Raw genomic sequence first — 21,535 nt, forward strand, 5'->3', positions numbered from 1 at the left:
CGGAGCGTACGGTGTGCCCAACGCCCGGTAAAGACAGCCCCGTTGGCCCTGGGTCGCCCGGGGTGTTCAGGATGTGGCCAGATACGCCAGTCCCGGGTGCTCGGCCGTGTACGCGTCGAGCAGGCGCCGGGCGACCGTGACCGAGTCGACCAGCGGGTGGAGGGCGAACGCCTTCACGGCCGCCGCCCGCGACCCGCTCTCCGCCGCCGCCATCACCTCCCGCTCGACCGCCTTCACCGCCGTCACCAGACCCACGGCGTGGCCCGGGAGCGGCTCCACCGCCACCGGATGGGCGCCGTGCGCGTCGACGAGGCACGGCACCTCCACCACCGCGTCCGCGTCGAGCACCGACAGCGTCGTCCGGTTGCGGACGTTCAGGATGAGGGTCGTGCGCTCGTCGCGGGCGATGGCCCGCATCAGGGCCAGCGCGACCTTCTCGTAGCCGCCAGGCTCCAGGTCCTCCGCGGCACGCTCCCCGGCGCCCGCCGCCTCACGGTTGGCCGCCATGTAGGTGGCCTCGCGGTCGGCGAGGGTGGCGCGCCAGGCGTCCAGCGAGGGGGAGGCGTAGAACGCGGCCTGCTGGTCGTGCAGGTACGCGCCCCGGGTGCGCCCGGCGCCCCGGTAGGCCCGCACCGCCTCCCGGCTGAAGTAGTAGTAGTGCAGGTACTCGTTGGGGATCGCGCCCAGCGACCGCAGCCACTCGGCGCCGAAGAGCCTGCCCTCCTCGAAGGAGCCCAGCGCCTCCGGGTCCGCCAGCAGCCGCGGCAGCTGATCGCGACCGGCCACCCGTACACCGCGCAGCCAGCCCAGGTGGTTCAGACCCACGTAGTCGAACCACGCCTCGTCCGGGTCGGCGCCCAGCAGCCGCGCCACCCGCCGCCCCAGGCCGACGGGCGAGTCGCAGATGCCGATCACCCGGTCGCCCAGCACCCGGGCCATGGCCTCGGTCACGAGCCCCGCCGGGTTGGTGAAGTTGATGACCCACGCGTCCGGCGCGACCGCCGCGATCCGGCGGGCGACCGCCGTCGCCACCGGCACCGTGCGCAGTCCATACGCGATGCCGCCCGCGCCCACCGTCTCCTGGCCCAGCACGCCCTGCGCGAGCGCCACCCGTTCGTCGGCCGCCCGGCCCGCGAGGCCGCCGACGCGGATCGCCGAGAACACGAAGGCGGCGCCGCGCAGCGCCTCGTCCAGGTCCGTGGCGGTGGTCACCACGGGTGCACCGGGCACGCCCGCCGCCTGCTCGGCGAGCACCCTGCCGATCGCCGCGAGCCGGTCCGCGTCCACGTCGTACAGGGTGACGTGCGTGATCCGGCCCTCCGCGCGGTCACCGAGGAGCGCCCCGTACACCAGGGGCACGCGGAAACCGCCACCGCCCAGAATCGTCAGCTTCATGGCGGCCACGCTACTCGGATCACCCCAGGTCGAGGGCGTTGCGCAGACCGAGGCGGTAGCGGGTGCGGTCGTGGCGCCTGAGCAGCTCGATCTCCGGGGCGCGGAACAGCCGACGGACCGTGCAGCGGGGCGCCGCCGAGCCCGTACGGTCGAGCAGGGCGTTGACCGCCTGGCGGGCCGAGGCGTTGGCGCCCTCCATGGTCGCCAGGTCGATGTCCACGGCCACGTAGTCGCCCGCGAGGTAGAGGTTCGGGATCGCGGTGGCGGCCGGCGGCCGGTGGTGGAAGGTGCCGACCGGGTGGATCAGCAGCTCGTCGGCGTTCGTGGGGGAGGGGGTGCCGAGGCCGTCCACGCCCGGGTCGAGGTACCAGGAGTGCAGGGCGCTGTCCTTGAGCGCCTGGTGGCCGGTGTCGTTGAGTGCCGCCTTGAGCTGCGCCCACACCTCGCGGGCCACCTGTTCGCGCGTGCACTGCTTGGCCGTCCTGCCGTACAGGATCCCCGGCTCGTCCCACTCCGAGATGTCGACGGACAGGCAGTCCACGGCCGTGCCGTCGCCGTAGTCGGCGGGGAAGTCCCGGTCCGGCCAGTGCTCCGCCTGCGCGATGGCGGTCAGCGACCAGGGCGAGTCGATGCAGTTGAGGTGGCCGTGGACCAGCGGCGGGCGCTCGGTCAGGTAGAACTGGATGCCCGTCATCCAGTCCGTCCGGAGCCGGTCGCACCGCGCCAGCCGTGGGTCGGCCGCGCGCAGGGCCGCGCCCCAGGTCCGGCGGGCGCGCTCCACCGGCAGCGCGCAGACGTAGTGGTCGGCCGTGACGTTCCTGCGCACCCCGCCCGGGTCCTCGACCAGCGCGCCGGTGACCCGCCCGTCGCCGTACAGCACCTCGTGCAGGGTCCAGCCGATCCGGAACTCGACGCCGAGGGACCGCAGGTGGGCCTCCCAGGGGTCGATCCACGCCTCGTTGGTGGGCGCGTTGAGGATGCGGTCCGGGGGGCCGTCCGCGCCGCGGCCGAGCGCGTTGTAAACGAACGCCTCGCCGAGCGTGCCGACCGTGCGGGTGCTGGCCTCCTCGGCCTTGGTCGCCACGATGTTGCGGGTGACGCCGATGGCGAGGATCCGCCGGTACGCCTCGGACATCTGCGCGGCCCGGGTGAAGTCCCACCACGGCGTGCGCTCCCACACCTCGTCGCGCCGCTCGTCGCAGCTGGTGAGGAAGACGAGCGCGCGGTTGACGAAGTACGCCGTCTCGTGCGGCGGGAGCCCGGCGGCGGTCTCGACGAGTCCGGTCAGGGCGCGGCGGATCTCGTCGAGGGTGAGCCGGGCCGGCCGGTGGCCCGGCCAGGGGATCGGCATCCGCAGGTCCTCGCGGCCGGTGCGGGCGAACATCATCTCGCGCGGGGCCACGAGGTTGTCGAAGACGCCCTGCGCGTTGCCGGGGAACGGGATGCGCCGCATCGTGTCCGGCAGGTTGTGGTAGATGCCGGGGATGAACCGGAAGCCGTGCTCGGCGGGCAGCGGTCTGCGCCCGCCTCTCGCGCTGCCGGGGACGTCGAAGCTGCGCGCCTTGCCGCCGAGGGCGCGGCGCTCGTACACCGTCACCTCGAAGCCCCGCTCGGCGAGTTCGTGCGCGGCGGTGAGTCCCGCGACGCCGCCCCCGAGCACGGCGACGGACCGGCCCGCCCGCGCCTCACCGGCCTCACGGCCGGCCGCGACCGAGGGGGAGGCGGTCAGCGACCCCGCCCCGGCGGCCCCGGCGACCGCGGCGGCGCCCGCCACGAAGCTGCGTCGCGTGGTACCCGTACGGTGCATGCCCCACCCCTTACCCGCGGTAACGGTCACGTCGGACGCAGGAGCATACGGCCGCCCCGCCATCCCCGGAACCACCGCGTGTCCCCTTGCGCGCACAATGGCCGGTTCCCGCTTCCCCGTCGGCGCCGGCCATGAGGTGCCGTCATCCGCCGGGCGACAGCCACGAGGCGACGGCCTCGGCGATCGGCTGACCGGTCTCCGCCTCCACGAAGCCGAACTGGCCGCCCTGGTTGCACTCCAGGAACCACCACACCCCCTCCTCGTCCTCGGCGAAGTCGAACGCGGCGTAGGCGAGTTCCGCCAGGTCCATGTAGTCCCGGACGCCCCGGGCGATGCGCTCCGGCACCCCGGCCGGCTCCCAGGCGTGGCCGGTGTCGCCGTAACGCCCGTCGACCTGGCCCTCCGCGGCGGTCTTCCGGGCGGCGAAGAGCTGCCGGCCGACACAGGTCAGCCGGATGTCGGCCCGCTTGGGGATGTACTGCTGCAGCAGCGTGGGGCCGGCGGCGACCCCCCGGAAGTCCGTGCCGGGGGCCAGCAGCGTGGTGGGGAGCTCGACCGGGGGCCGGGTGCGCGGCGGTCCCGAGAGGGACTTGACCACCACCTGCCCGTACCGCGCCGCGAAGTCCTCGGCCACCCTGGGAAAGGTGGTGACCACGGTGGGCGGCACCGCGAAGCCGCTGTGGTGGGCGATGCGCAGCTGCCACGGCTTGTACCGGGCCTGTGCCGCCTGCCGCGGGTGGTTCATCCACCGCGCCGTCGTGGAGTACAGCATTCCGTACAGCGCCTGGGCCGTCTCCGCGCCGAGCCAGGCCGAGGACTCGGGCGCGTGCGCGGCGGGCTCGCCGGGCCTGCGCATCCAGATGGAGCGCAGGGCCCGGGAGCTGACCAGGCGCCCCTGCGTGGACAGGTGGCAGCGGAAGTCCCCGCGCACGTACTCGGCCGACAGGTCCGCTTCCCCGGGCAGGTCGGCGGGGTCGAGCCGCACGAGCGGGACGCCCCGCGCGTGCAGCTTGTCCACCACCATGTCGGCGGTCACGTCCTGGGGGCTGGTCAGGATGAGGACGGTCATCGGTGTGCCGCGGGCCGCTCAGTCGTCGAAGTGCGTCTGGGAACCGGCCTTGGACGTGGTGGTGCCGGCGGCCGCCAGGAGCGCGAGGTCGGCGATGGCGGGACGCCCGTCAGGCAGCACGTTCAGCTGGCGGGCAGGGTCGTACGTGTAAGGCTCCGTGACGTCGTCCGCGGTCTCCTGCGGACGCGCGTAGGTGTACGCGAACGGGCGCATGGCTCTCCTTCATCGTCTCGTCTGCTTTCCGGTACGTGTGACAGTACGCAGTCAATGTGTAGGGTTCTCGCTACGCTCCGCAGTGGTGCTCACGGACCGGCCCCCTTCTGCACGGCATCTCCATCCGTTCGTGAACTCCTCGCGCTCGTCGAGCGGTTCCCGGTACGGCCCGGCCCGGCGGTGCTCCGCCCTCCGCACGGCGGCAGAATGGGCGTATGGCCCGACGTACCCCCCGACGTACCCCGCGCTCCCGCCCCGCACCGGTGACGCGCGCCACCCCCGCCGTCCGGGCGGACGCACCCTGCCCGTGCGGGCCGGGCACCGCCTACGAGGCGTGCTGCGGGCGGTTCCACGCCGGCCGGGCCACGGCCCCGACCGCCGAGGCGCTCATGCGCTCCCGCTACAGCGCCTTCGTCGTGCGCGACGAGCCGTACCTGCTGCGGACCTGGGCCGCGCGCACCCGGCCCGGTGCGGTGGACTTCGACCCCGCCATGCGCTGGACCGGTCTGGAGATCGTCGACCGCACCGACGGGACGCTGTTCCACACCACCGGCACCGTGACCTTCGTCGCCCGCTACACCCATGGCGGCGAGCCCGGCGCGCTCCACGAGCGCAGCCGGTTCGAGAAGGAGGACGGCGCCTGGGTGTACGTGGACGGCACGTTCACCGACTGACCCCGCAGCCACCGGCCGGGGCGGACGTCCGCCCGCCGGCCCGGCCGCTCGCTGACGCGAGGGCGTGCACGGTCGCCGCCCGGCGCCGCGCCGTCACCGCTCGGGGAGCGTCGCGGCCAGGTCCTCCGCCAGCAGGCGCTTGGCGATCGCGTCCGTCGCCGCCCGCAGCTCCGGCCCGCTCGGGCGGCCGCCCTCCCGCTCCAGCCGGCCCGTCAGCCACCGCGCCCACGCCTCGCTGATGACCGCCGCCTCCCGTGCCCCGGCTTCCGTGTGCGAGAAGAGGCGCCCGTCCCGGGTCAGGAACCCTTCCTCGACCATCCGGTCGAAGACCGGCACCAGCACTTCGGGCGGCAGGCGCCGCCGCGCCGCCACCAGGCCCAGGCTCGCGTGGCCCACGAGCCGCGTCAGCAGTTCCACCTGCATCACCGCCCACGCGCCGGCCACGTCGAGCCGCGTGTCGGACCCCTCGATCACCCGTCGTACGGTGCCGGGGTCCGTCCGGCGCACCAGCGCGCCCACCGACAGCTCCAGCAGCTTCGCGGAGTCCGCGGTCGCGACCGGTGACGAGAACCCCTCGCCCATGTCCTGCGCCGTCACCCGCGCCGCGTCCCGCAGTTCGACCTGCCGCAGGAACAGCGACACGACGAATCCGGCCACCGCCACCGGTACGGTCCACAGGAACACGGTGTGCAGGGTGTCCGCGTACGCCTCGACGAGCGGCGCCGCCTGCTCGGCCGGCAGACCGTGAACCCCCTGAGGGCTGAGCGCCGCACGCGCCAGCACCGCCGGGTCCGGGGCACCGGGGGCGGCCGCCGCCGCGCGGACGCCCGCCTCCAGGTTCGGGGTCAGGGCGTTGGCGTAGATCGTCCCGAAGACCGCCGTGCCGAAGGACATGCCGAGCGTGCGGAAGAAGGTGACCCCCGACGTGGCGGTGCCGAGGTCCGCGTACTCCACCGTGTTCTGCACGGCGATCGTGAGCACCTGCATGCACAGGCCGATGCCGGTGCCGAGCACGAACATGTACAGCGACTCCAGCCAGGTGCTCGTGCCCCGCCCCATCAGCGACAGCAGGTAGAGGCCCACGGCCATCACCAGCGACCCGGCGATGGGGAAGACGCGGTACCGGCCGGTCCGGCTGACCACGTTGCCGCTGAGGACGGACGCGATGAGCAGACCGAGGACCAGGGGCAGCGTGCGGACCCCTGAGACGGTCGCCGAGTCGCCGTCGACGTACTGCAGGTACGAGGGCAGGAAGATCAGTGCGCCGAGCATGGCGAAGCCGACGATGAAGCTGAGCACCGAGCACACCGTGAACACCGGATTGCCGAACAGCCGCATCGGCAGCATCGGGTCCACCGCCCGCGTCTCGGCCGCGCAGAACAGCGCGAGCGCGACCACTCCGCCCGCGAACAGCCCGATGACGACCGGTGAGCCCCACGCGTACTGGTTGCCGCCCCAGCTCGTCGCCAGGATCAGCGCGCTCGCGCCGATGGCGACCAGCGCGATGCCGGGGTAGTCGATCACGGGCCGGCTCGCCGGCCGGACCGACGGGATGGTGCGGGCCGCCGCGGCGACCACCAGCACCGCGATGGGGACGTTGACGTAGAACGCCCAGCGCCAGGACGCGTGATCGGTGAACAGTCCGCCCAGCAGCGGACCGATCACCGTGGCGATCCCGAAGACCGCGCCGATCGCCCCCTGGTACTTCCCCCGCTCGCGCAGCGGGATGACGTCCGCGATCAGTGCCATGGCCGTCACCATCAGCCCGCCCGCGCCCACGCCCTGGAGGCCGCGCCACACGATGAGCAGCGTCATGTCGGTCGCCAGACCGCACAGGAACGATCCGGTGATGAAGACGACCGCCGAGATTTGGAAGATCACCTTCCGGCCGAGGAGGTCGCCGAACTTGCCGACCAGCACGGTGGCGACCGTCTCCGCCAGCAGGTAGGCCGTGACGACCCACGACATGTGCGCGGCGCCGCCCAGATCGGCGACGATCGTCGGCAGCGCGGTCCCGACGATCGTCTGGTCCAGTGCGGCCAGCAGCACACCCAGCATGATCGTCACGAAGACGATGGTGCGCTGCCGGGCGTCGAGCACGGGCGGCGTGGCCGACGTGCCCGGGGGTGCCTGCTGCGTGGTCGTCGTCACGCCTGCACCCTCACACCGGCGGACCGTCGCCGCATGCGGGCGCGGTCCGGACCGGTGAGCCGCCCGGAGGCTTCCGGGCCGTGGCCGTGAAGGACCGTCCGCCCGGCGGGGGGCGGCCCTACACGGACTCTCCTCAGAGGCGCAGCGTGCCCGCGCCGCCCGGCCGCAGCAGCAGCCCCGGGTTGTAGGCGCCCAGCACCTTGTTCGCCCGGGCCAGGACCGCCAGCGCGTGCTCGCGGTCCGCCTGGTCCTCCTGGCACATCGGGAAGCGGAAGCGGTGCACCTCGCGCGCCGCGCACTCGGCGTCGACCTCTGCCTGCAGGATGCCGATCGGCATGCATGACCCGATGAGGGCGGCGACACGATCGGGGATCGGGACGGGGACGAGGGGCGACGCGGTCACGTGAGGTCCTTTGCTGCTACTGCTGGGCTGCTTGTGGCAGCCGTCCGGTGCTGTGCTCCCTCCATGAGTAAACAGGACGCGGATCCCGGATTCCCCGCGGGTTTGTATCTGTGCTGCAACCGTTTGCCGCTCAGGGGCGGCACCGGCCGCGCGGACGCATGATCGGGTACGCGCGGTGTCCGCGGCGCGACGGCCCGTACCCGCACGTGGGGCCGGTGACGCGGCGGGCTCCGCGAGGAGCGTCACCGCCAGGGACGGCGGTCGCCGTCGCCCGGGCCGCGGTGGCGCCGCCGCGGTCCCGGGCCGCGGCGTCCGTCAGCGGTGGATTGACGGCCGGGCGCGCACGGCGGCCGGGTCGCCGGCACGGACGGGGAGGCGTGAGGTGTGGAGTGCCGCCGGCTCAGGCGTACAGCGCCCAGCTCGACCGCGTTGGCCGCCTCGGCGTGCAGGTTGCCGTGGGTGAGTGCGCAGCCCTTGGGCTTCCCGGTGGTCCCGGAGGTGCAGCAGAGCGTGGCGACGGTGTCGGGCGTGAGGGCGGCACGCCGCCGGGTGACCTCCTCGTCCGGTATCTCCCGCCCGAGGTACGCGAGATGACCGAGGGGCGGGCCTGGATGCGCCGGATCCGCACGGGGGAGGGGGCGCCGGCACCGGGGGTGCGCGTCAGGGCCGCGGCGGCCTCCGCCGTGGCGGCGTGCTCGTCCGTCTCGACGATGAGGAGGCGGGCGCCCGAGTCGCGCAGGATCCAGGCGACCTGCTCGGCGGAGGAGGTCGCGTACACGGGAACGGTCCGGCCGCCCGCGGCCCGGACGGCGAAGTCGACCCAGCGGTTGGTCATCGCCCGGGCCCTGTCCGCTCACCCCGTCCGTTGAGCCGAACGGCCGCTCAGCCGGCGTCGCGGTCGCGACCGGCCCGCAGGTGCAGCGCCCGCAGCACGGCCTCCAGCGCGAACCGGGCCTCCGGATCGGTCAGCCGGCCGCCGAACCGGCGCTCCAGGTTCCTCATCCGGTAGCGCACGGTCTGCGGATGCACCTCCAGCAGCCGCCCCGTCAAGGCCGCCGTTCCGCGCGTTTCGAGCCACACGCGCAGCGTGTCGACGAGCCGGGAGCGGCGGGTCGGGGTCAGTCCGGCGAGGGGTGCGAGTTCCCGCTCCGCGAGCTGGTCGATGAGCGCCGGGTCGGCGAGCAGCCACAGCGTGACCAGGTGATCGGCGCAGAACGAAAGCGGCCGGTCCGCGATGACCTGTGCGTCGACGAGTTCCAGCACGCGCCGCGCCCAGCGCAGGGAGTCGGCCGCGGAAGCGGTCGGGACGGTGAGGCCGACCGCCGCGCGGACCGTCGGAAGCGCCGCTTCCAGCATGCGTCTTCGCGCCTCGTCCACCGGCCCCGGCACCAGCAGGTGCGGTTGCGGTTCACCGGGATCGAAGAGGACATCGTTGTCCAGGGCGGACGGCGGGACACCCGCGGGGGAGCGGAGCGCCACCGGTGTGACGTGCTCGGGCAGGGCCCACCCCGTCTGCTCGCACAACTCCGCGACGGCCGTGTGCGCCCCCGGCGGCCCCGCCAGGATCAGATGCAGCAGCCGTCTCCGTAACAACTCCGACTGCGCGTCCCCCTGCGCCCGCACCTCCAGGTAGCCCTCACGCGACAGCGCCTCCAGCTCGTCCACGTACGCGAAGAGGGCATCGGCGAAACTGAGCATCAGCATGGGGGAGAAGTTGTACCGCCGGCCCACCTTCTTGGCGCGCCGCAGTGCCACCCGGGCGCCGAGACGGTAGGCGCCCTGCAGGTTGTCCAGGCTCCGCCCCTCGTATGCCTCGAACCGGCCGAACCGCCGGCACACCTCGTCCCGCAGGGTGGTGGGCGCGGAGGGGGAGGCCACCCGTTCCGCGAAGGCGGCGATGTTCTGCTCGACGCACCACTGCAGTGCCTGCCGGTAGGGGCCGTTGAGCAGCCGTGCGTACTCGGGGTAGGCGCGGCAGACCTCGATGCCGATCTCCTTGACCAGGCTGGGCAGTTCCGGGCGGATGACGGCGGCGAACTCCTGGGGGAGCTGTCCCAGCGGCTCTGCGGCGTCCGACGGCTGGGTGGTTCTGGGCATGCGGCTTGTCCCCTCGATCTCCGGATGTCCGGTTGGGGGCGGAGCGCGTGGGGGTGAGAGCGCTCCCGCGGACCGGCAGGGTGTGAGCACTTCGTGGAGGCTGAACATAGTCCAGAGGGCTCGGGTCGCGCAGTAGTCAGGACAGCAGGCACCGGGTCCGGGAAAGGAATTGGCCGAAGCGCGACCGTGGCCGGACACGGTTGCCGGCGGCGGTCCGCGCGGGGGGAGGAGTACTCACTTCCGCACAAGAACCGCAGACGATCTGCTGCGGGAGAGACAAGAAAATACCGGCGAGTAAGACCGCTGCGGAAATCCACCGGGCGAGTATTGCGCGCCCGGTTACCCGCTCGTAGCGTCACTGGCGCAAGGTGCTTCTACCTGGCGGCCGAAGCGAATTCGGCGCCGCGTTCTGAACGAGCCGCTACGGCTTTCCGTTCCCTTCGTGAGCCCCGCGGGGGCGGGAGCCGTCAATCAGGTACGCCCGACTCCCCTGGGAGGGAACAGCCCGTGCGACGCATTACCAAACTTTCCGCCATTGCCGCTGCCGCGTTACTCGGAGCGGCCGGAGTCACCGCCACGAACGCATCGGCGGCGGCGCAGGCCACCTGGACCGTCACCAACCCCGCCGCCGACGACACGTTCACCGCCGTGAACGTCGCCGGCACCACCGCCGTGCTGACCAACAAGTCCACCGGCGCCCAGGTCACGTGCCGGACCATCTCGGCGACCGGTTCGGCGGTCGACGGCGTACGCGCCAGCGGCGCCGGCCTGGCCACCATCCAGACGGCCAACTTCGGCAGCTCGGCGGCCAAGTGCAGCGGCCCCCTCGGCTCCACCTGGGTCGCCGTCAGCAACGCCCCCATGACGCTCAACGGCACGACGTACAGCGCCGGAGTGACCAAGGGCACCATCACCGGCATCGACGTGAAGCTCACCGGCACCAGCCTCGTCGGCACCTGCACCGCCAGGATCAAGGGATCGGCCAACACCGGCTCGTACACCAACTCCACGGGTGTCCTGGAGATCCTGAACGACGCGACCCCGGCCCTCACGATCTCCGAGGTGTCCGGCTCCTGCGCCGGTCTGCTGAACAACGGCAACGTGGCCACGTTCTCGGCCAAGTACCAGGTCACGCCCGTCCTCACGGTCACCAGCCCGTAACCGGGCCGGCCGGCCGCTCCCGGGCGCGCGACGGAACCATCGTCCGCGCGGCCGGGCGCGGTTCCACCGCACGGCACGACAGAGCAGGGCGAGCGACGGCCGTACGGCGAGCCACGACGGGGACGACGGGACGACGAGCCAGGGGGCGGCGGCATGGCAAGGACACGGCACGGCGGGCGGGGCCTGCGCCGTACGGCGGCGGTAGCCGTCACCGTACTGGCGGTCGGGCTCCTGCCCGGTACGAGCAACGCCGTGGACGACGGCGAACAGCCCGTCGACCGCGAGTTCGCCTACCGCTGCCTCCTCCCGGGCGGTGGTGGCACGGAGCGGATGGCGACGGTGCGGGTCGCGGCGCTCTTCCCCCGTCAGGTCCCCGCAGGGCGGCCCTTCCGGCCGGCGTCGGTGGTCGTCGGCGTACGGCTGTCGCAGGATGCGGTCGCCGATCTCGCCGCGCTCGGCGCCGCCAGGACGGAGGGCGTCGTCCGCCTCACCGCGCTGGCCGCCCAGAACGGCGCATCGGCCGAGGTGCCGTGGTCGCAGCTCCAGGCCCCGGAGACCGCCCTCCCCGCCGGGAGCGCCCACACGATCGAGGCGCGCGGCACCGTTCCCACGGTCACCGCCCGCTCCGGCGGTGAACTCGTCCTCTCCGCAGGGGCCGTCGTCCTGGACCTGCTGGTGCGCACGGCGGACGACAGGCCGACCACCCCGCCGAACCTGTCCGTCACCTGCACGCCCGAGGCAGGCCAGGACACCGCATTCGCCGGGGTCGCCGTCGTCCCCGGCACCGGATCCGGGGGAAGGCCCACGCCTCCGGCCGTCGACGACCCGGACGAGGGACAGGGCCAGGGTGAAGGTCAGGACGGGCCGGGCGGGGCGACGGACCAGCCGCGACCCGGGCACCCCGGTGCCGCGGACGGGAGGACGGAGAAGGGAGAGAAGGGAGAGAAGGGCGGGAAGGATGGTCGGCCGGGTGACCGGGGCAAGGGCGACTGCGTCGAGAATCCGCCGTTCCCGCTCGAACCCGTGCAGGCGCACGGCTATCTCGCCGGTTACTCGAATGTGCACAAACTCGGTGGCGCCGTCCGCTTCCAGGAACCGGGCCTCCTGCGCGTGAACATGCTCAAGGCGTACCAATTGCTGCAGTGCAGCCCACCCGAGGGACCCTATTTCGCCCTGTACAGCGATGTCCGGTTCGACCACGGCGGGAAGCCGCAGCTGCCGCCGGCCGCCTCGACGTTCCTCACCTTCGGGTTCATGCCGACGACGGCGACGGTCGAACTGACCGCGGCCGGCCCGATGGAGATCGTCACCCGCGGCTACCAGCTCGACGAGCAGGGCAGGCAGCCCGAGATCTCCACGGTGACCGGCAAGGTGTGGATACGGCTGTACGGCGTCCAGGTCAACGGCACACCGCTCGACGTCGGCCCGGCGTGCCGCACCGCCCGCCCCATGGACCTGGTCATGACCGGGCGCGGCCACACCGACGTGGAGGGGCGCCCGCACGGATACACCGTGGCCGGCGGCGGCCCGCTGACGGCCACCGGCACCTTCCCGGAGTTCAGCGGCTGCGGGGTGGGGGAGGACCTGGACGCGCTGCTCACGGCGGCGCTCTCCGGCCCGGGCAACTACATCAAGATGACGCAGGGCCCGCTCTGCGCCCCGGGCACCGAGCACTGCCCGAACCCGCCGAAGCCGCGGCCCGAACGCTGAGTCCGCCGGCCGCGGATACGCACCGGGCGACAAATTCCGCCGGTGCCGTTGTCACCCGATGACAAAACGGTCCGGATGATCCGGGCACCGTTGTCGGAACGCTTGTCCGGACCTTCAGCGTGACCGTAACGTGCGCTCCCCCGTGCACTTTTGTCACTTCCTCAGCACGAGCAGCGTCTGGAGTTGTGGTGGGAACAGAAGTGGTCGTCGAAGGACTCACGAAATCCTTCGGCAAGCAGAACATCTGGCAGGACGTGACCCTCACCCTGCCCGCCGGTGAGGTGAGCGTCATGCTGGGGCCCTCCGGCACCGGGAAGACCGTGTTCCTGAAATCCATCATCGGGCTCGTCAAGCCCGAGCACGGCCGTGTTCTCATCGACGGCGTCGACATGGTCGGCAGCCCGGAACGCGACATCTACGAAACCCGCAAGCTCTTCGGGCTCATGTTCCAGGACGGCGCCCTCTTCGGCTCGATGACGCTCTTCGACAACATCGCCTTTCCGCTGCGCGAACATACGCGCAAGAAGGAGTCCGAAATCCGCCGCATCGTCATGGAGCGGATGGACATGGTCGGCCTCATCGGCGCCGAGGAGAAACTTCCCGGTGAAATCTCGGGCGGTATGCGCAAGCGCGCGGGACTCGCGCGCGCCCTGGTGCTCGACCCCCGCATCATCCTCTGCGACGAACCCGATTCCGGACTCGATCCGGTCCGCACCGCGTATCTCTCGCAGCTGCTCATCGACCTCAACGCCCAGATCGACGCGACGATGCTGATCGTCACCCACAACCTCGACATCGCGGCGACCGTGCCCGACAACATGGGCATGCTCTTCCGGCGCAGGCTCGTCACCTTCGGACCGCGCGAAGTGCTGCTCACCAGCGACGAACCGGTGGTGGCTCAATTCCTCAGCGGCCGCCGGGAGGGCCCGATCGGCATGTCGGAGGAGAAGGACGCCGCGACCCTCGCACGGGAACAGAGCACCGCTCCGCCGTTCGCGCCCCGGCGCCGTCTGGAGCGCCAGCTCGAACCGTCCCCCGGGCTGCCGGTCCGCGCCGCCGCCCTGCGGCGCCGTCAGCGGGTCATCGACATGCTGCCCCACCTGCCGGAGGCCGCCCGGACGGCGATCCTGCACGGTTACGCGCCGGTGGGCGGTGCCGCCTCATGACCGCGGAGGCGAACGCCGGCGCTCCGGACCCGGCACGCCCCGCCGAAGCGACCGCCGGCGCTCCGGATCCCGCACGCCCCGCGGAGGCGAACGCCGGCGCTCCCGACCCGGCACGCCCGGCAGAGGCCGCCGTCGGGTCTCCCGCGGCGCCGCGCCGGGCGACCTCGCGCCTGCTCGCGCCGCTCCGCGAGAGCGGAAAGCTGTTCGCCCTCGCCCTCACCGTCTCCCGTGCCATGTTCCGGCGGCCGTTCCAGTTCCGGGAATTCGTCGAGCAGTTCTGGTTCGTCGCGAGCGTCACCATCCTGCCCGCCGCCCTGGTCTCCATCCCGTTCGGCGCGGTCATCGCCCTCCAGGTCGGCTCGCTCACCCAGCAGCTCGGCGCGCAGTCGTTCACCGGCGGGGCGAGCGTCCTCGCCGTCATCCAGCAGGCCAGCCCCCTGATCGTGGCGCTGCTGATCGCCGGGGCGGGCGGCTCCGCCATCTGCGCCGATCTCGGCTCGCGGAAGATCCGCGAGGAGCTCGACGCCATGGAGGTCATGGGCGTCTCACCCGTCCAGCGGCTCGTCGTGCCGCGCGTGCTCGCCACCATGTCCGTCGCCGTGCTCCTCAACGGCATGGTCTCCGTCGTCGGCACACTGGGCGGCTACTTCTTCAACGTGGTCATGCAGGGCGGCACGCCCGGCGCGTACCTCTCCGGCTTCTCCGCCCTCGCGCAGCTGCCCGACCTGTGGATCAGCGAGATCAAGGCGCTCGTCTTCGGCTTCCTCGCCGGCATCGTCGCCGCCCACCGGGGACTCGATCCGCGGGGCGGCCCCAAGGGTGTCGGTGACGCCGTCAACCAGTCCGTCGTCATCACCTTCCTCCTGCTGTTCTTCGTCAACATGGTCCTCACCGCGATCTACCTCCGGATCGTCCCGGCGAAGGGGGCGTGACGCCATGGCCTCGCCCCTCGCCTGGCTCGACCGGTCCGGCGACCACCTGCTCTTCTACGTCAAGGCCCTGGTGTGGATACCGCGCACCCTGCGCCGCTACCTCAAGGAGGTGCAGCGGCTGCTCGCCGAAGTGGCCTTCGGCAGCGGGGGATTGAGCGTCATCGGCGGCACGGTCGGCGTGATGGTCGCCATGACGCTGTTCACGGGGACGGTCGTCGGGCTCCAGGGCCATGCCGCCCTCGACCAGATCGGGACCTCCGCCTTCACCGGCTTCGTCTCCGCCTACTTCAACACCCGCGAGATCGCCCCGCTGGTCGCCGGACTCGCCCTCTCCGCCACCGTCGGCGCCGGCTTCACCGCCCAGCTCGGCGCGATGCGCATCAACGAGGAGGTGGACGCCCTCGAAGCGATGGGCGTGCGCTCCATGCCGTACCTCGTCACCACCCGCATCATCGCCGGGGTCGTCGCGATCATCCCGCTGTACGCGATCGGGCTGCTCTCCTCGTACGCCGCGTCCCGCGCGGTCACCGTGGTGTTCAACGGCCAGTCGGCGGGGACGTACGACCACTACTTCCACCTCTTCCTCTCCCCGGACGACGTCCTGCTGTCCATCCTCAAGGTGCTGATCTTCAGCGTGATGGTGATCCTCGCGCACTGCTACTACGGCTTCCGGGCCGAGGGCGGGCCGGCGGGTGTCGGCGTCGCCGTCGGACGCTCGGTACGCAACGCCATCGTGCTGATCAGCGTCACCGACTTCTTCCTCTCCCTCGCCATCTGGGGCGCGACCACGACCGTGAAGGTGGCCGGATGAACGGGCCGACCGTACGCAGACGCCTCGCCGGGATCGTGTTCCTGCTCGTGCCGGCCCTCCTCGTGCGGCTGTCGATCGCCGTGTACGACAAGGAGTTCAGCCGCGACGCCACGGTCACGGTCCTCACCGGCAGCGCGGGCAACGAGATGCACCGCGGCGCGGAGGTGAAGCTGCGCGGGGTCGTCGTCGGCGAGGTGCGCGACATCAGCTCCGACGGCACCGGCGCCCGCCTCACCCTCGCCATCCGCCCCGCGCACCTCGACCGCATCCCCGCGGACGTCACCGCCCAGATGCTGCCCACCACCCTCTTCGGCGAACGGTTCGTCGCCCTCGTACCGCCCGCCGTGACCAGTGGGTCCCCCGTCCGCACGCTCGCCGCCGGAGCGACCGTCCCGCAGGACCGCTCCGCCAACGCCGTCGAGCTCGAACAGGTCCTCGACCAGGTGCTGCCCCTGCTCACCGCGGTCAAGCCGGAGAAGCTCTCGGCGACGCTCACCGCGGTCGCGCAAGCCCTGGAGGGGCGGGGCGACCAGCTCGGCCGCACCCTCGTCACCCTGGACGCCCACCTCGAGAAGCTCAACCCCCACCTGCCCACCCTCAACCGCGACATCAGCCACCTCGTCGAGGTCGGCCGCGCCTACGGCGACGCGGCACCCGACATCCTCGACGCGCTCACCGACTTCACCACCACCAGCGGCACCCTCGCGGAGCAGCAGGCACGCCTCGCCGAGCTGTACCCCGCGGCCACCGGCTCGGCCCAGGAGCTGACCGCCTTCCTGCGGAAGAACCGCGACAACCTCATCCGCGTCTCCGCCGCATCCCGGCCCACCCTGGAGCTGCTGGCCCGGTACTCCTCCTCGTTCCCCTGCACCCTGCGGACCCTCGCCGGATTCGTCCCCGCCATGGACAAGGCACTGGGCAAGGGCACCGACGAACCCGGACTGCACGTCGACGTCCGGACGGTCCCCTCCCTCGGCGCGTACGTCCCCGGCAAGGACCGGCCCGTGTACGACGCTTCGGGCGGGCCGCACTGCTACGCGGTCCCGTACACCGGCAGGCCCGCGACCGCCGCGGCGGCGAGCGGCCGCGGCACGGACCTCGGCCGGGGACTCGGCCTGCCGAACTCCCCGCAGGAGACCCAGCTCGTCAACGAACTGATGGCCCCGGGCCTGAGGACCGCTCCCCAGGCGCTGCCCGACTGGAGCACCGTCCTGACCGGCCCCCTCTTCCGCGGAGCGGAGGTGACCCTGAAGTGAAGAGCCGTTCCCTGGCCGGGCCGCTCACCAAGTCGCTCGTCTTCGTCGTGGTGACCGTCTTCGCCACCACCGTCCTGGCGCTCTCCATCGCCAACACCGGAGTCGGTGACACGGTGACGTACCGGGCCCGCTTCTCCGACGCCACCGGCCTCGTCGAAGGCGACAGCGTCCGCATCGCCGGAGTGAAGGTCGGCCAGGTGTCGTCGGTCCGGCTCGTGGACCGGCGGGTCGCCGAGGTGGGCTTCTCCGTGCAGAAGGGGCGCCCGCTGCCCGCGTCGGCGACCGCGTCGATCAAGTACCTCAACATGGTCGGACAGCGCTACGTCGACCTGGACCGGGGCACCGGGCCGGTCGGCCGGACGCTGCCCGCCGGGTCCGTCATCCCGCTGGAGCGCACCACCCCGGCCCTCGACCTCACCCAGCTGTTCAACGGCTTCCAGCCCCTCTTCGAAGGGCTCGCGCCGGCCGAGGTCAACCGTCTCGCCGGCTCCGTCGTCCAGGTCCTCCAGGGGGAGGGCGGCACCGTCGACTCCCTGCTGCGGCACGTCGGGTCGCTCACCGGGACCGTCGCCGCCAAGGACAAGGTCATCGGCGCGGTGATCGACAACCTCAACACGGTGCTGCAGACGGTCAACGACCGCGAAGGGCACTTCGACGACCTGGTCGTCACGCTCCAGCAGCTCGTCAGCGGCTTCGCCGGTGACCGCGAACCGCTCGGGGAGGCCATCACCGCCATGGGATCGCTCACCACGGTCACCGCCGGTCTCCTGCGGGACGGCCGCGCCCCGCTCAAGGAGGACATCCGCCAGCTCGGGCGCCTGTCCGGCAACCTCGCGGACAACACCGACCGGATCGAGAACTTCCTGCAGAAGAGCCCCGCCAAGATGCAGGCCATCGGGCGGCTCGCCTCGTACGGCTCATGGCTCAACCTCTACCTGTGCGAGGCCAGGGTCTCCGGCGTCACGAACGACGACGGCTCCACGCCGCCCACCGGCATCGCGATCAGCCAGCCGAGGTGCCGCTCATGAGACGCCTCCCGTCGATGCCCGGGAAACGCCTCCCGTCGACCACGCGTCCCGGGCATGGTCCCGCCGCCCGCCGCTCCGGCTTCCGCACCCCCGTACGGGACCGCAACCCCGCCCTCGTCGGTCTCGTCGGTCTGCTCGTCCTCGCGCTCCTCGGCATCGGCGCCGTCAGGAGCGGTGACCTGCTCGGCGGCTCCACCCCCTACAGCGCCGACTTCACCGAAGCCGCCGGGCTCGACGAGGGCGACGAGGTGCGCATCGCCGGAGTCAAGGTCGGAGAGGTGACCGGTGTCGCACTCGACGGCGCCCGCGTCGAGGTCAGCTTCGAGGTGGACGACGGCACCTGGATCGGTGACGCCAGTACCGCCGCCATCGCGATCAAGACGCTGCTCGGCGAGAAGTACCTCGCCGTCGACCCGCTCGGCACCGGCCGCCAGAACCCCGCAACCCGCATCCCGGCCCACCGCACCACCGCCCCGTACGACGTCACCCAGGCCCTCAACGGCCTCGGCGACACCGTCGACGCCATCGACACCCGGCAGCTCGCGAAGAGCTTCGACGCCATCTCCGCCACCTTCGCGAACTCACCGCCCGATGTGCGCAGCGCCGCCGACGGGCTGTCCGCACTGTCGAAGACCGTCTCCTCCCGCGACACGCAGCTCGCCCGGCTCCTGAAAAGCGGCAAACAGCTGAGCAGGACCCTCGCGACCAGGAAGAGCAGCTTCGAGACCCTTCTGGAGGACGGCGGCCTGCTACTGGGCGAGATCCAGGCCCGGCGCGACGCCATCCACCAGCTGCTGACCGGCGCCAGGAACCTCTCCCTCCAGCTCTCCGGACTCGTCCAGGACAACAACCGGCAGCTGAAGCCCACCCTGACCGCGCTCGGCCGGGTCACCGGCGTCCTGCTGAAGAACCGCCGGAGCCTCGACCGCACCCTCGCCCTCGCCGGCCCGTACTACCGGCTCGTCGGCAACACCCTCGGCAACGGCCGCTGGCTCGACGCGTACGTCTGCGGTCTGGTGCCCCGCCACTACCTCCCCGCCGGCACACCCCAGGACGCTCCCTGCATGCCGCCCGAACCCCGTGGAGGGGGTGCCCGGTGAACCTCAGGCGCATCATCGGCCTCGGCGCCGGCCTCGGTCTCGTCGCCGTCGCGGCGGCCTCCGGCGTCCAGGCCCTCGACGAAGCCCGCACCACGCGGGTGACCGCCTACTTCGACCGCGCCACCGGCGTGTACGAAGGGTCCGACCTGCGCATCCTCGGCGTGAAGGTCGGCACCGTCGGCGCCGTCCGCCCTCAGGGCAAGGAGGTCGCGGTCACCCTGCTGCTCGACGCCGACGTCCCCGTCCCCGCCGACGCCCACGCGGTCCTCGTCGCCCCCAGCGTCGTCGCCGACCGCTACGTCCAGCTCGCCCCCGCCTACACGGGCGGACCCCGGCTGCGCGAAGGCGCGGTCCTGCCCGCCGCCCGCAACGCCACCCCCCTGGAGGTCGACCAGCTCTACGCGTCCCTCACCGAGCTCAGCGAGGCCCTTGGACCGCGGGGCGCCAACGCCCACGGTGCCCTCGCGGGCCTCCTCGACACCGGCGCCGCCAACCTCCGCGGCAACGGCAGGGCCATCGGCGACTCCATCGAGCAGTTCGGCAAGGCGGCCAGGACCCTCGACTTCAGCAGCGGCGACCTCTTCGACACGCTTGCACACCTGCAGACCTTCACCACCATGCTGAAGAACAAGGACACCGAGGTGCGCACGGCCGAGCGGCGGCTCGCCACCGTCACCGGATTCCTCGCCGAGGACAAGGAGAACCTCTCCGCCGCGCTCAAGGAGCTCGGCACCGCCCTCGGCCGGGTCAAGGGCTTCATCGAGGAGAACCGCGGCAGTCTCCAGCAGAACGTCGACATCCTGCTGCCGATCACCCAGACCCTCGTCGACCAGCGGGCCTCGCTCGCCGAGGCGCTCGACACCGCGCCGCTCGCCGCCGGGAACGTCCTGCGGGCGTACGACCCGCTCCACCGCACCCTCAACGGGCGGGCCGACATGAACGAGCTGAGCCTCGGCCGGCGGGCGCGCGCCCTGTCCGGCCTCGTACCCGTCGAACCCGCCCGCCGCACGGCCCTCCCGGTCCTGCCGCTCCCGGCCGTGGGCCCCGTCTACGGCACCCCGGCCGGAAAGGGGACGACACGGTGAACCGGCCCTCCCGCAGAACCGCGGCGACCACCGGAATCGCCCTCGCTCTCGCCCTGACCGCCGGCCTAGGCCTCTCCGCGGGCGTGGCGGGCTGCGCCGCGGCCGGCGTCGAGCTGTCGGGCATCGAGCAACTGCCGCTGCCCGGCGGCGCGGACCTCGGCGACCACCCGTACGAGGTCACCGCGGAGTTCGCCGACGTCCTCAGCCTCGTACCCAACGCTGCGGTCAAGGTCAACGACGTCGCCGTCGGCCGGGTCACCCGCATCCGGCTCAGCGGCGGCGACTGGGCGGCGAAGGTCACCCTGCGCGTCAACGGCGACGTCCGGCTGCCCGCCAACGCGTACGCCCGGCTCGAACAGTCCAGCCTGCTCGGCGAGAAGTACGTGCAGCTCTCGGCGCCCGCCGACGCCACGGGCACTCTCTCGGACGGTGACCACATCCCGGTGGGCCGTACCAACCGCAACCCCGAGGTCGAAGAGGTCTTCGGCGCCCTGTCGATGCTCCTCAACGGGGGCGGCGTTCAGCAGATCAGAACCATCACCACCGAACTCGGCAAGGCGCTGCACGGCAACGAGAGCGAGGCCCGTTCCCTGCTGACCCGGATCAACACCCTGGTCGGCAGCCTCGACGCCAACAAGACCGACATCACCGCCGCACTCGACGGCATCAACCGCCTCTCGACCACCCTCGCGACCCGCAAACGGGACGTCGGCGACGTCCTCACCGGGCTCAGCCCCGGCCTGAAGGTCCTGGAGCGGCAACGCGCCTCCCTGCTCACCCTGCTCGGAGCCCTCGACACCCTCTCGGCCGTCGCCGTCGACACCGTCAACCGCAGCAAGGCGGACCTGATCGCCGACCTCAAAGCCCTCGGACCCGCCCTGCGGGCGCTCGCCGACTCGGGCAAGGCGCTTCCCGACTCGCTCCAGGTGCTCCTGACCTACCCGTTCACGGACGAGGTCCTGCGCGGCGTCAAGGGCGACTACCTCAACGTCTACCTGGACGTCACCGCCGTCCCCGGCACGCAGGTCATCCCGCCGCTGATCCCGCCGGCGGACACCGGGCCGCCGTCCGCCGCTCGGCTGCCCCTGCCACTGCCGTCAGCGGGGAGGAACTGATGCTGACCACCGCAACCCGGCTGAAGAACCTCGCCTTCCTGCTCGTCGGCGTCCTCGTCCTGGGCTTCGTCGCCGTGCGGTACGCCGACCTCGGCCGCTACGCCGGCCTGAGCGACCACTACACCGTACGGGTCCGGCTGGACGCGACCGGCGGCCTGTTCACCCACTCCGACGTCACCTACCGGGGCGTCTCCGTGGGCCGCGTCGGCCCCATCCACCTCACCGACGACGGCGTCGAGGCCGAGCTGCGCATCGACGAATCGGCGCCGCCCATCCCCGCCGACCTGGAGGCCGTCGTCGCCAGCCTCTCGGCCGTCGGCGAGCAGTACATCGACCTGCGGCCGGCCGGGTCCGACGGCCCG

At 72.4% G+C, this 21,535-nt stretch carries 19 protein-coding genes and 1 pseudogene; 12 read left to right on the forward strand and 8 right to left on the reverse strand.

Annotated features, from left to right (window positions below):
- Positions 1-66 precede the first annotated feature (66 nt).
- The 4 genes from IH00_RS0116460 to tgmA all read right to left on the reverse strand — a co-directional run bounded on the left by IH00_RS0116460 (position 67) and on the right by tgmA (position 4,484).
- Positions 67-1,395, reverse strand: coding sequence for a 6-phospho-beta-glucosidase (locus IH00_RS0116460; protein WP_031074223.1), 1,329 nt, complete (start codon positions 1,393-1,395; stop codon positions 67-69).
- A gap of 19 nt (positions 1,396-1,414) precedes the next feature.
- Entirely contained in the window at positions 1,415-3,202 is a 1,788-nt protein-coding gene (locus IH00_RS0116465; RefSeq protein WP_031074224.1) for a hydroxysqualene dehydroxylase, read from the reverse strand.
- Positions 3,203-3,344: 142 nt separating this feature from the next.
- Entirely contained in the window at positions 3,345-4,271 is a 927-nt protein-coding gene (gene tgmB, locus IH00_RS0116470) for an ATP-grasp ribosomal peptide maturase (RefSeq protein WP_031074226.1), read from the reverse strand.
- An 18-nt stretch (positions 4,272-4,289) separates the two neighbouring features.
- Positions 4,290-4,484, reverse strand: coding sequence for a putative ATP-grasp-modified RiPP (tgmA, locus tag IH00_RS0116475; RefSeq protein ID WP_031074227.1), 195 nt, complete (start codon positions 4,482-4,484; stop codon positions 4,290-4,292).
- 215 nt (positions 4,485-4,699) lie between these two features.
- On the opposite strand from tgmA, the gene IH00_RS0116480 reads away from it, so the two are divergent.
- Positions 4,700-5,158, forward strand: a complete 459-nt coding sequence (locus tag IH00_RS0116480) for a YchJ family protein (protein ID WP_031074229.1) — start codon at positions 4,700-4,702, stop codon at positions 5,156-5,158.
- 93 nt (positions 5,159-5,251) lie between these two features.
- Here IH00_RS0116480 and IH00_RS0116485 read toward each other — a convergent pair whose 3' ends face one another.
- The 4 genes and pseudogenes from IH00_RS0116485 to IH00_RS0116505 all read right to left on the reverse strand — a co-directional run bounded on the left by IH00_RS0116485 (position 5,252) and on the right by IH00_RS0116505 (position 9,809).
- On the reverse strand, positions 5,252-7,309 hold the full coding sequence (locus IH00_RS0116485) for an MDR family MFS transporter (protein WP_031074231.1): 2,058 nt from the start codon (positions 7,307-7,309) through the stop codon (positions 5,252-5,254).
- Between the two features lie 133 nt (positions 7,310-7,442).
- Entirely contained in the window at positions 7,443-7,712 is a 270-nt protein-coding gene (locus IH00_RS0116490) for a hypothetical protein (protein WP_031074232.1), read from the reverse strand.
- Positions 7,713-8,128: 416 nt separating this feature from the next.
- A pseudogene (locus IH00_RS40280) lies at positions 8,129-8,532 on the reverse strand (AMP-binding protein); the annotation flags it as partial.
- 62 nt (positions 8,533-8,594) lie between these two features.
- Positions 8,595-9,809, reverse strand: coding sequence for a PucR-like N-terminal domain-containing protein (locus IH00_RS0116505; protein WP_031074238.1), 1,215 nt, complete (start codon positions 9,807-9,809; stop codon positions 8,595-8,597).
- A 507-nt stretch (positions 9,810-10,316) separates the two neighbouring features.
- On the opposite strand from IH00_RS0116505, the gene IH00_RS0116510 reads away from it, so the two are divergent.
- From IH00_RS0116510 to IH00_RS41875, 11 genes are all read left to right on the forward strand, one after another.
- Positions 10,317-10,970: a hypothetical protein gene (locus tag IH00_RS0116510; RefSeq protein ID WP_031074240.1), complete on the forward strand. Its 654-nt coding sequence runs from the start codon at positions 10,317-10,319 to the stop codon at positions 10,968-10,970.
- Positions 10,971-11,123: 153 nt separating this feature from the next.
- The gene (locus IH00_RS0116515) at positions 11,124-12,680 is read left to right on the forward strand and encodes a DUF6801 domain-containing protein (protein WP_052411423.1); all 1,557 of its coding nucleotides are present in this window, start codon (positions 11,124-11,126) and stop codon (positions 12,678-12,680) included.
- Positions 12,681-12,868: 188 nt separating this feature from the next.
- Entirely contained in the window at positions 12,869-13,846 is a 978-nt protein-coding gene (locus tag IH00_RS0116520; protein ID WP_031074243.1) for an ABC transporter ATP-binding protein, read from the forward strand.
- On the forward strand, positions 13,843-14,778 hold the full coding sequence (locus tag IH00_RS0116525) for an MlaE family ABC transporter permease (protein ID WP_234334866.1): 936 nt from the start codon (positions 13,843-13,845) through the stop codon (positions 14,776-14,778). Before IH00_RS0116520 ends, IH00_RS0116525 begins: the two co-directional genes overlap by 4 nt.
- 4 nt (positions 14,779-14,782) lie before the next feature.
- On the forward strand, positions 14,783-15,589 hold the full coding sequence (locus IH00_RS0116530) for an MlaE family ABC transporter permease (RefSeq protein ID WP_031074246.1): 807 nt from the start codon (positions 14,783-14,785) through the stop codon (positions 15,587-15,589).
- Positions 15,586-16,845: an MCE family protein gene (locus IH00_RS0116535; protein WP_031074248.1), complete on the forward strand. Its 1,260-nt coding sequence runs from the start codon at positions 15,586-15,588 to the stop codon at positions 16,843-16,845. Before IH00_RS0116530 ends, IH00_RS0116535 begins: the two co-directional genes overlap by 4 nt.
- Positions 16,842-17,873, forward strand: a complete 1,032-nt coding sequence (locus tag IH00_RS0116540; RefSeq protein WP_031074250.1) for an MCE family protein — start codon at positions 16,842-16,844, stop codon at positions 17,871-17,873. The genes IH00_RS0116535 and IH00_RS0116540 overlap by 4 nt, the downstream gene beginning before the upstream one ends.
- A complete protein-coding gene (locus tag IH00_RS0116545; protein WP_234334867.1) occupies positions 17,870-18,973 on the forward strand; it encodes an MCE family protein in 1,104 nt (367 codons plus the stop codon). Before IH00_RS0116540 ends, IH00_RS0116545 begins: the two co-directional genes overlap by 4 nt.
- Complete coding sequence (locus IH00_RS0116550) at positions 18,970-20,058, forward strand: MCE family protein (RefSeq protein ID WP_031074253.1); 1,089 nt, start codon at positions 18,970-18,972, stop codon at positions 20,056-20,058. Before IH00_RS0116545 ends, IH00_RS0116550 begins: the two co-directional genes overlap by 4 nt.
- Positions 20,055-21,173, forward strand: a complete 1,119-nt coding sequence (locus tag IH00_RS0116555; RefSeq protein WP_031074255.1) for an MCE family protein — start codon at positions 20,055-20,057, stop codon at positions 21,171-21,173. Before IH00_RS0116550 ends, IH00_RS0116555 begins: the two co-directional genes overlap by 4 nt.
- Positions 21,173-21,535: MlaD family protein (locus IH00_RS41875; protein ID WP_039947076.1), on the forward strand; the 363-nt coding region annotated here is incomplete at its 3' end. The genes IH00_RS0116555 and IH00_RS41875, both read left to right, overlap by 1 nt.

Source organism: Streptomyces sp. NRRL S-118 (genome assembly GCF_000716335.1).
Lineage (GTDB): Bacteria > Actinomycetota > Actinomycetes > Streptomycetales > Streptomycetaceae > Streptomyces.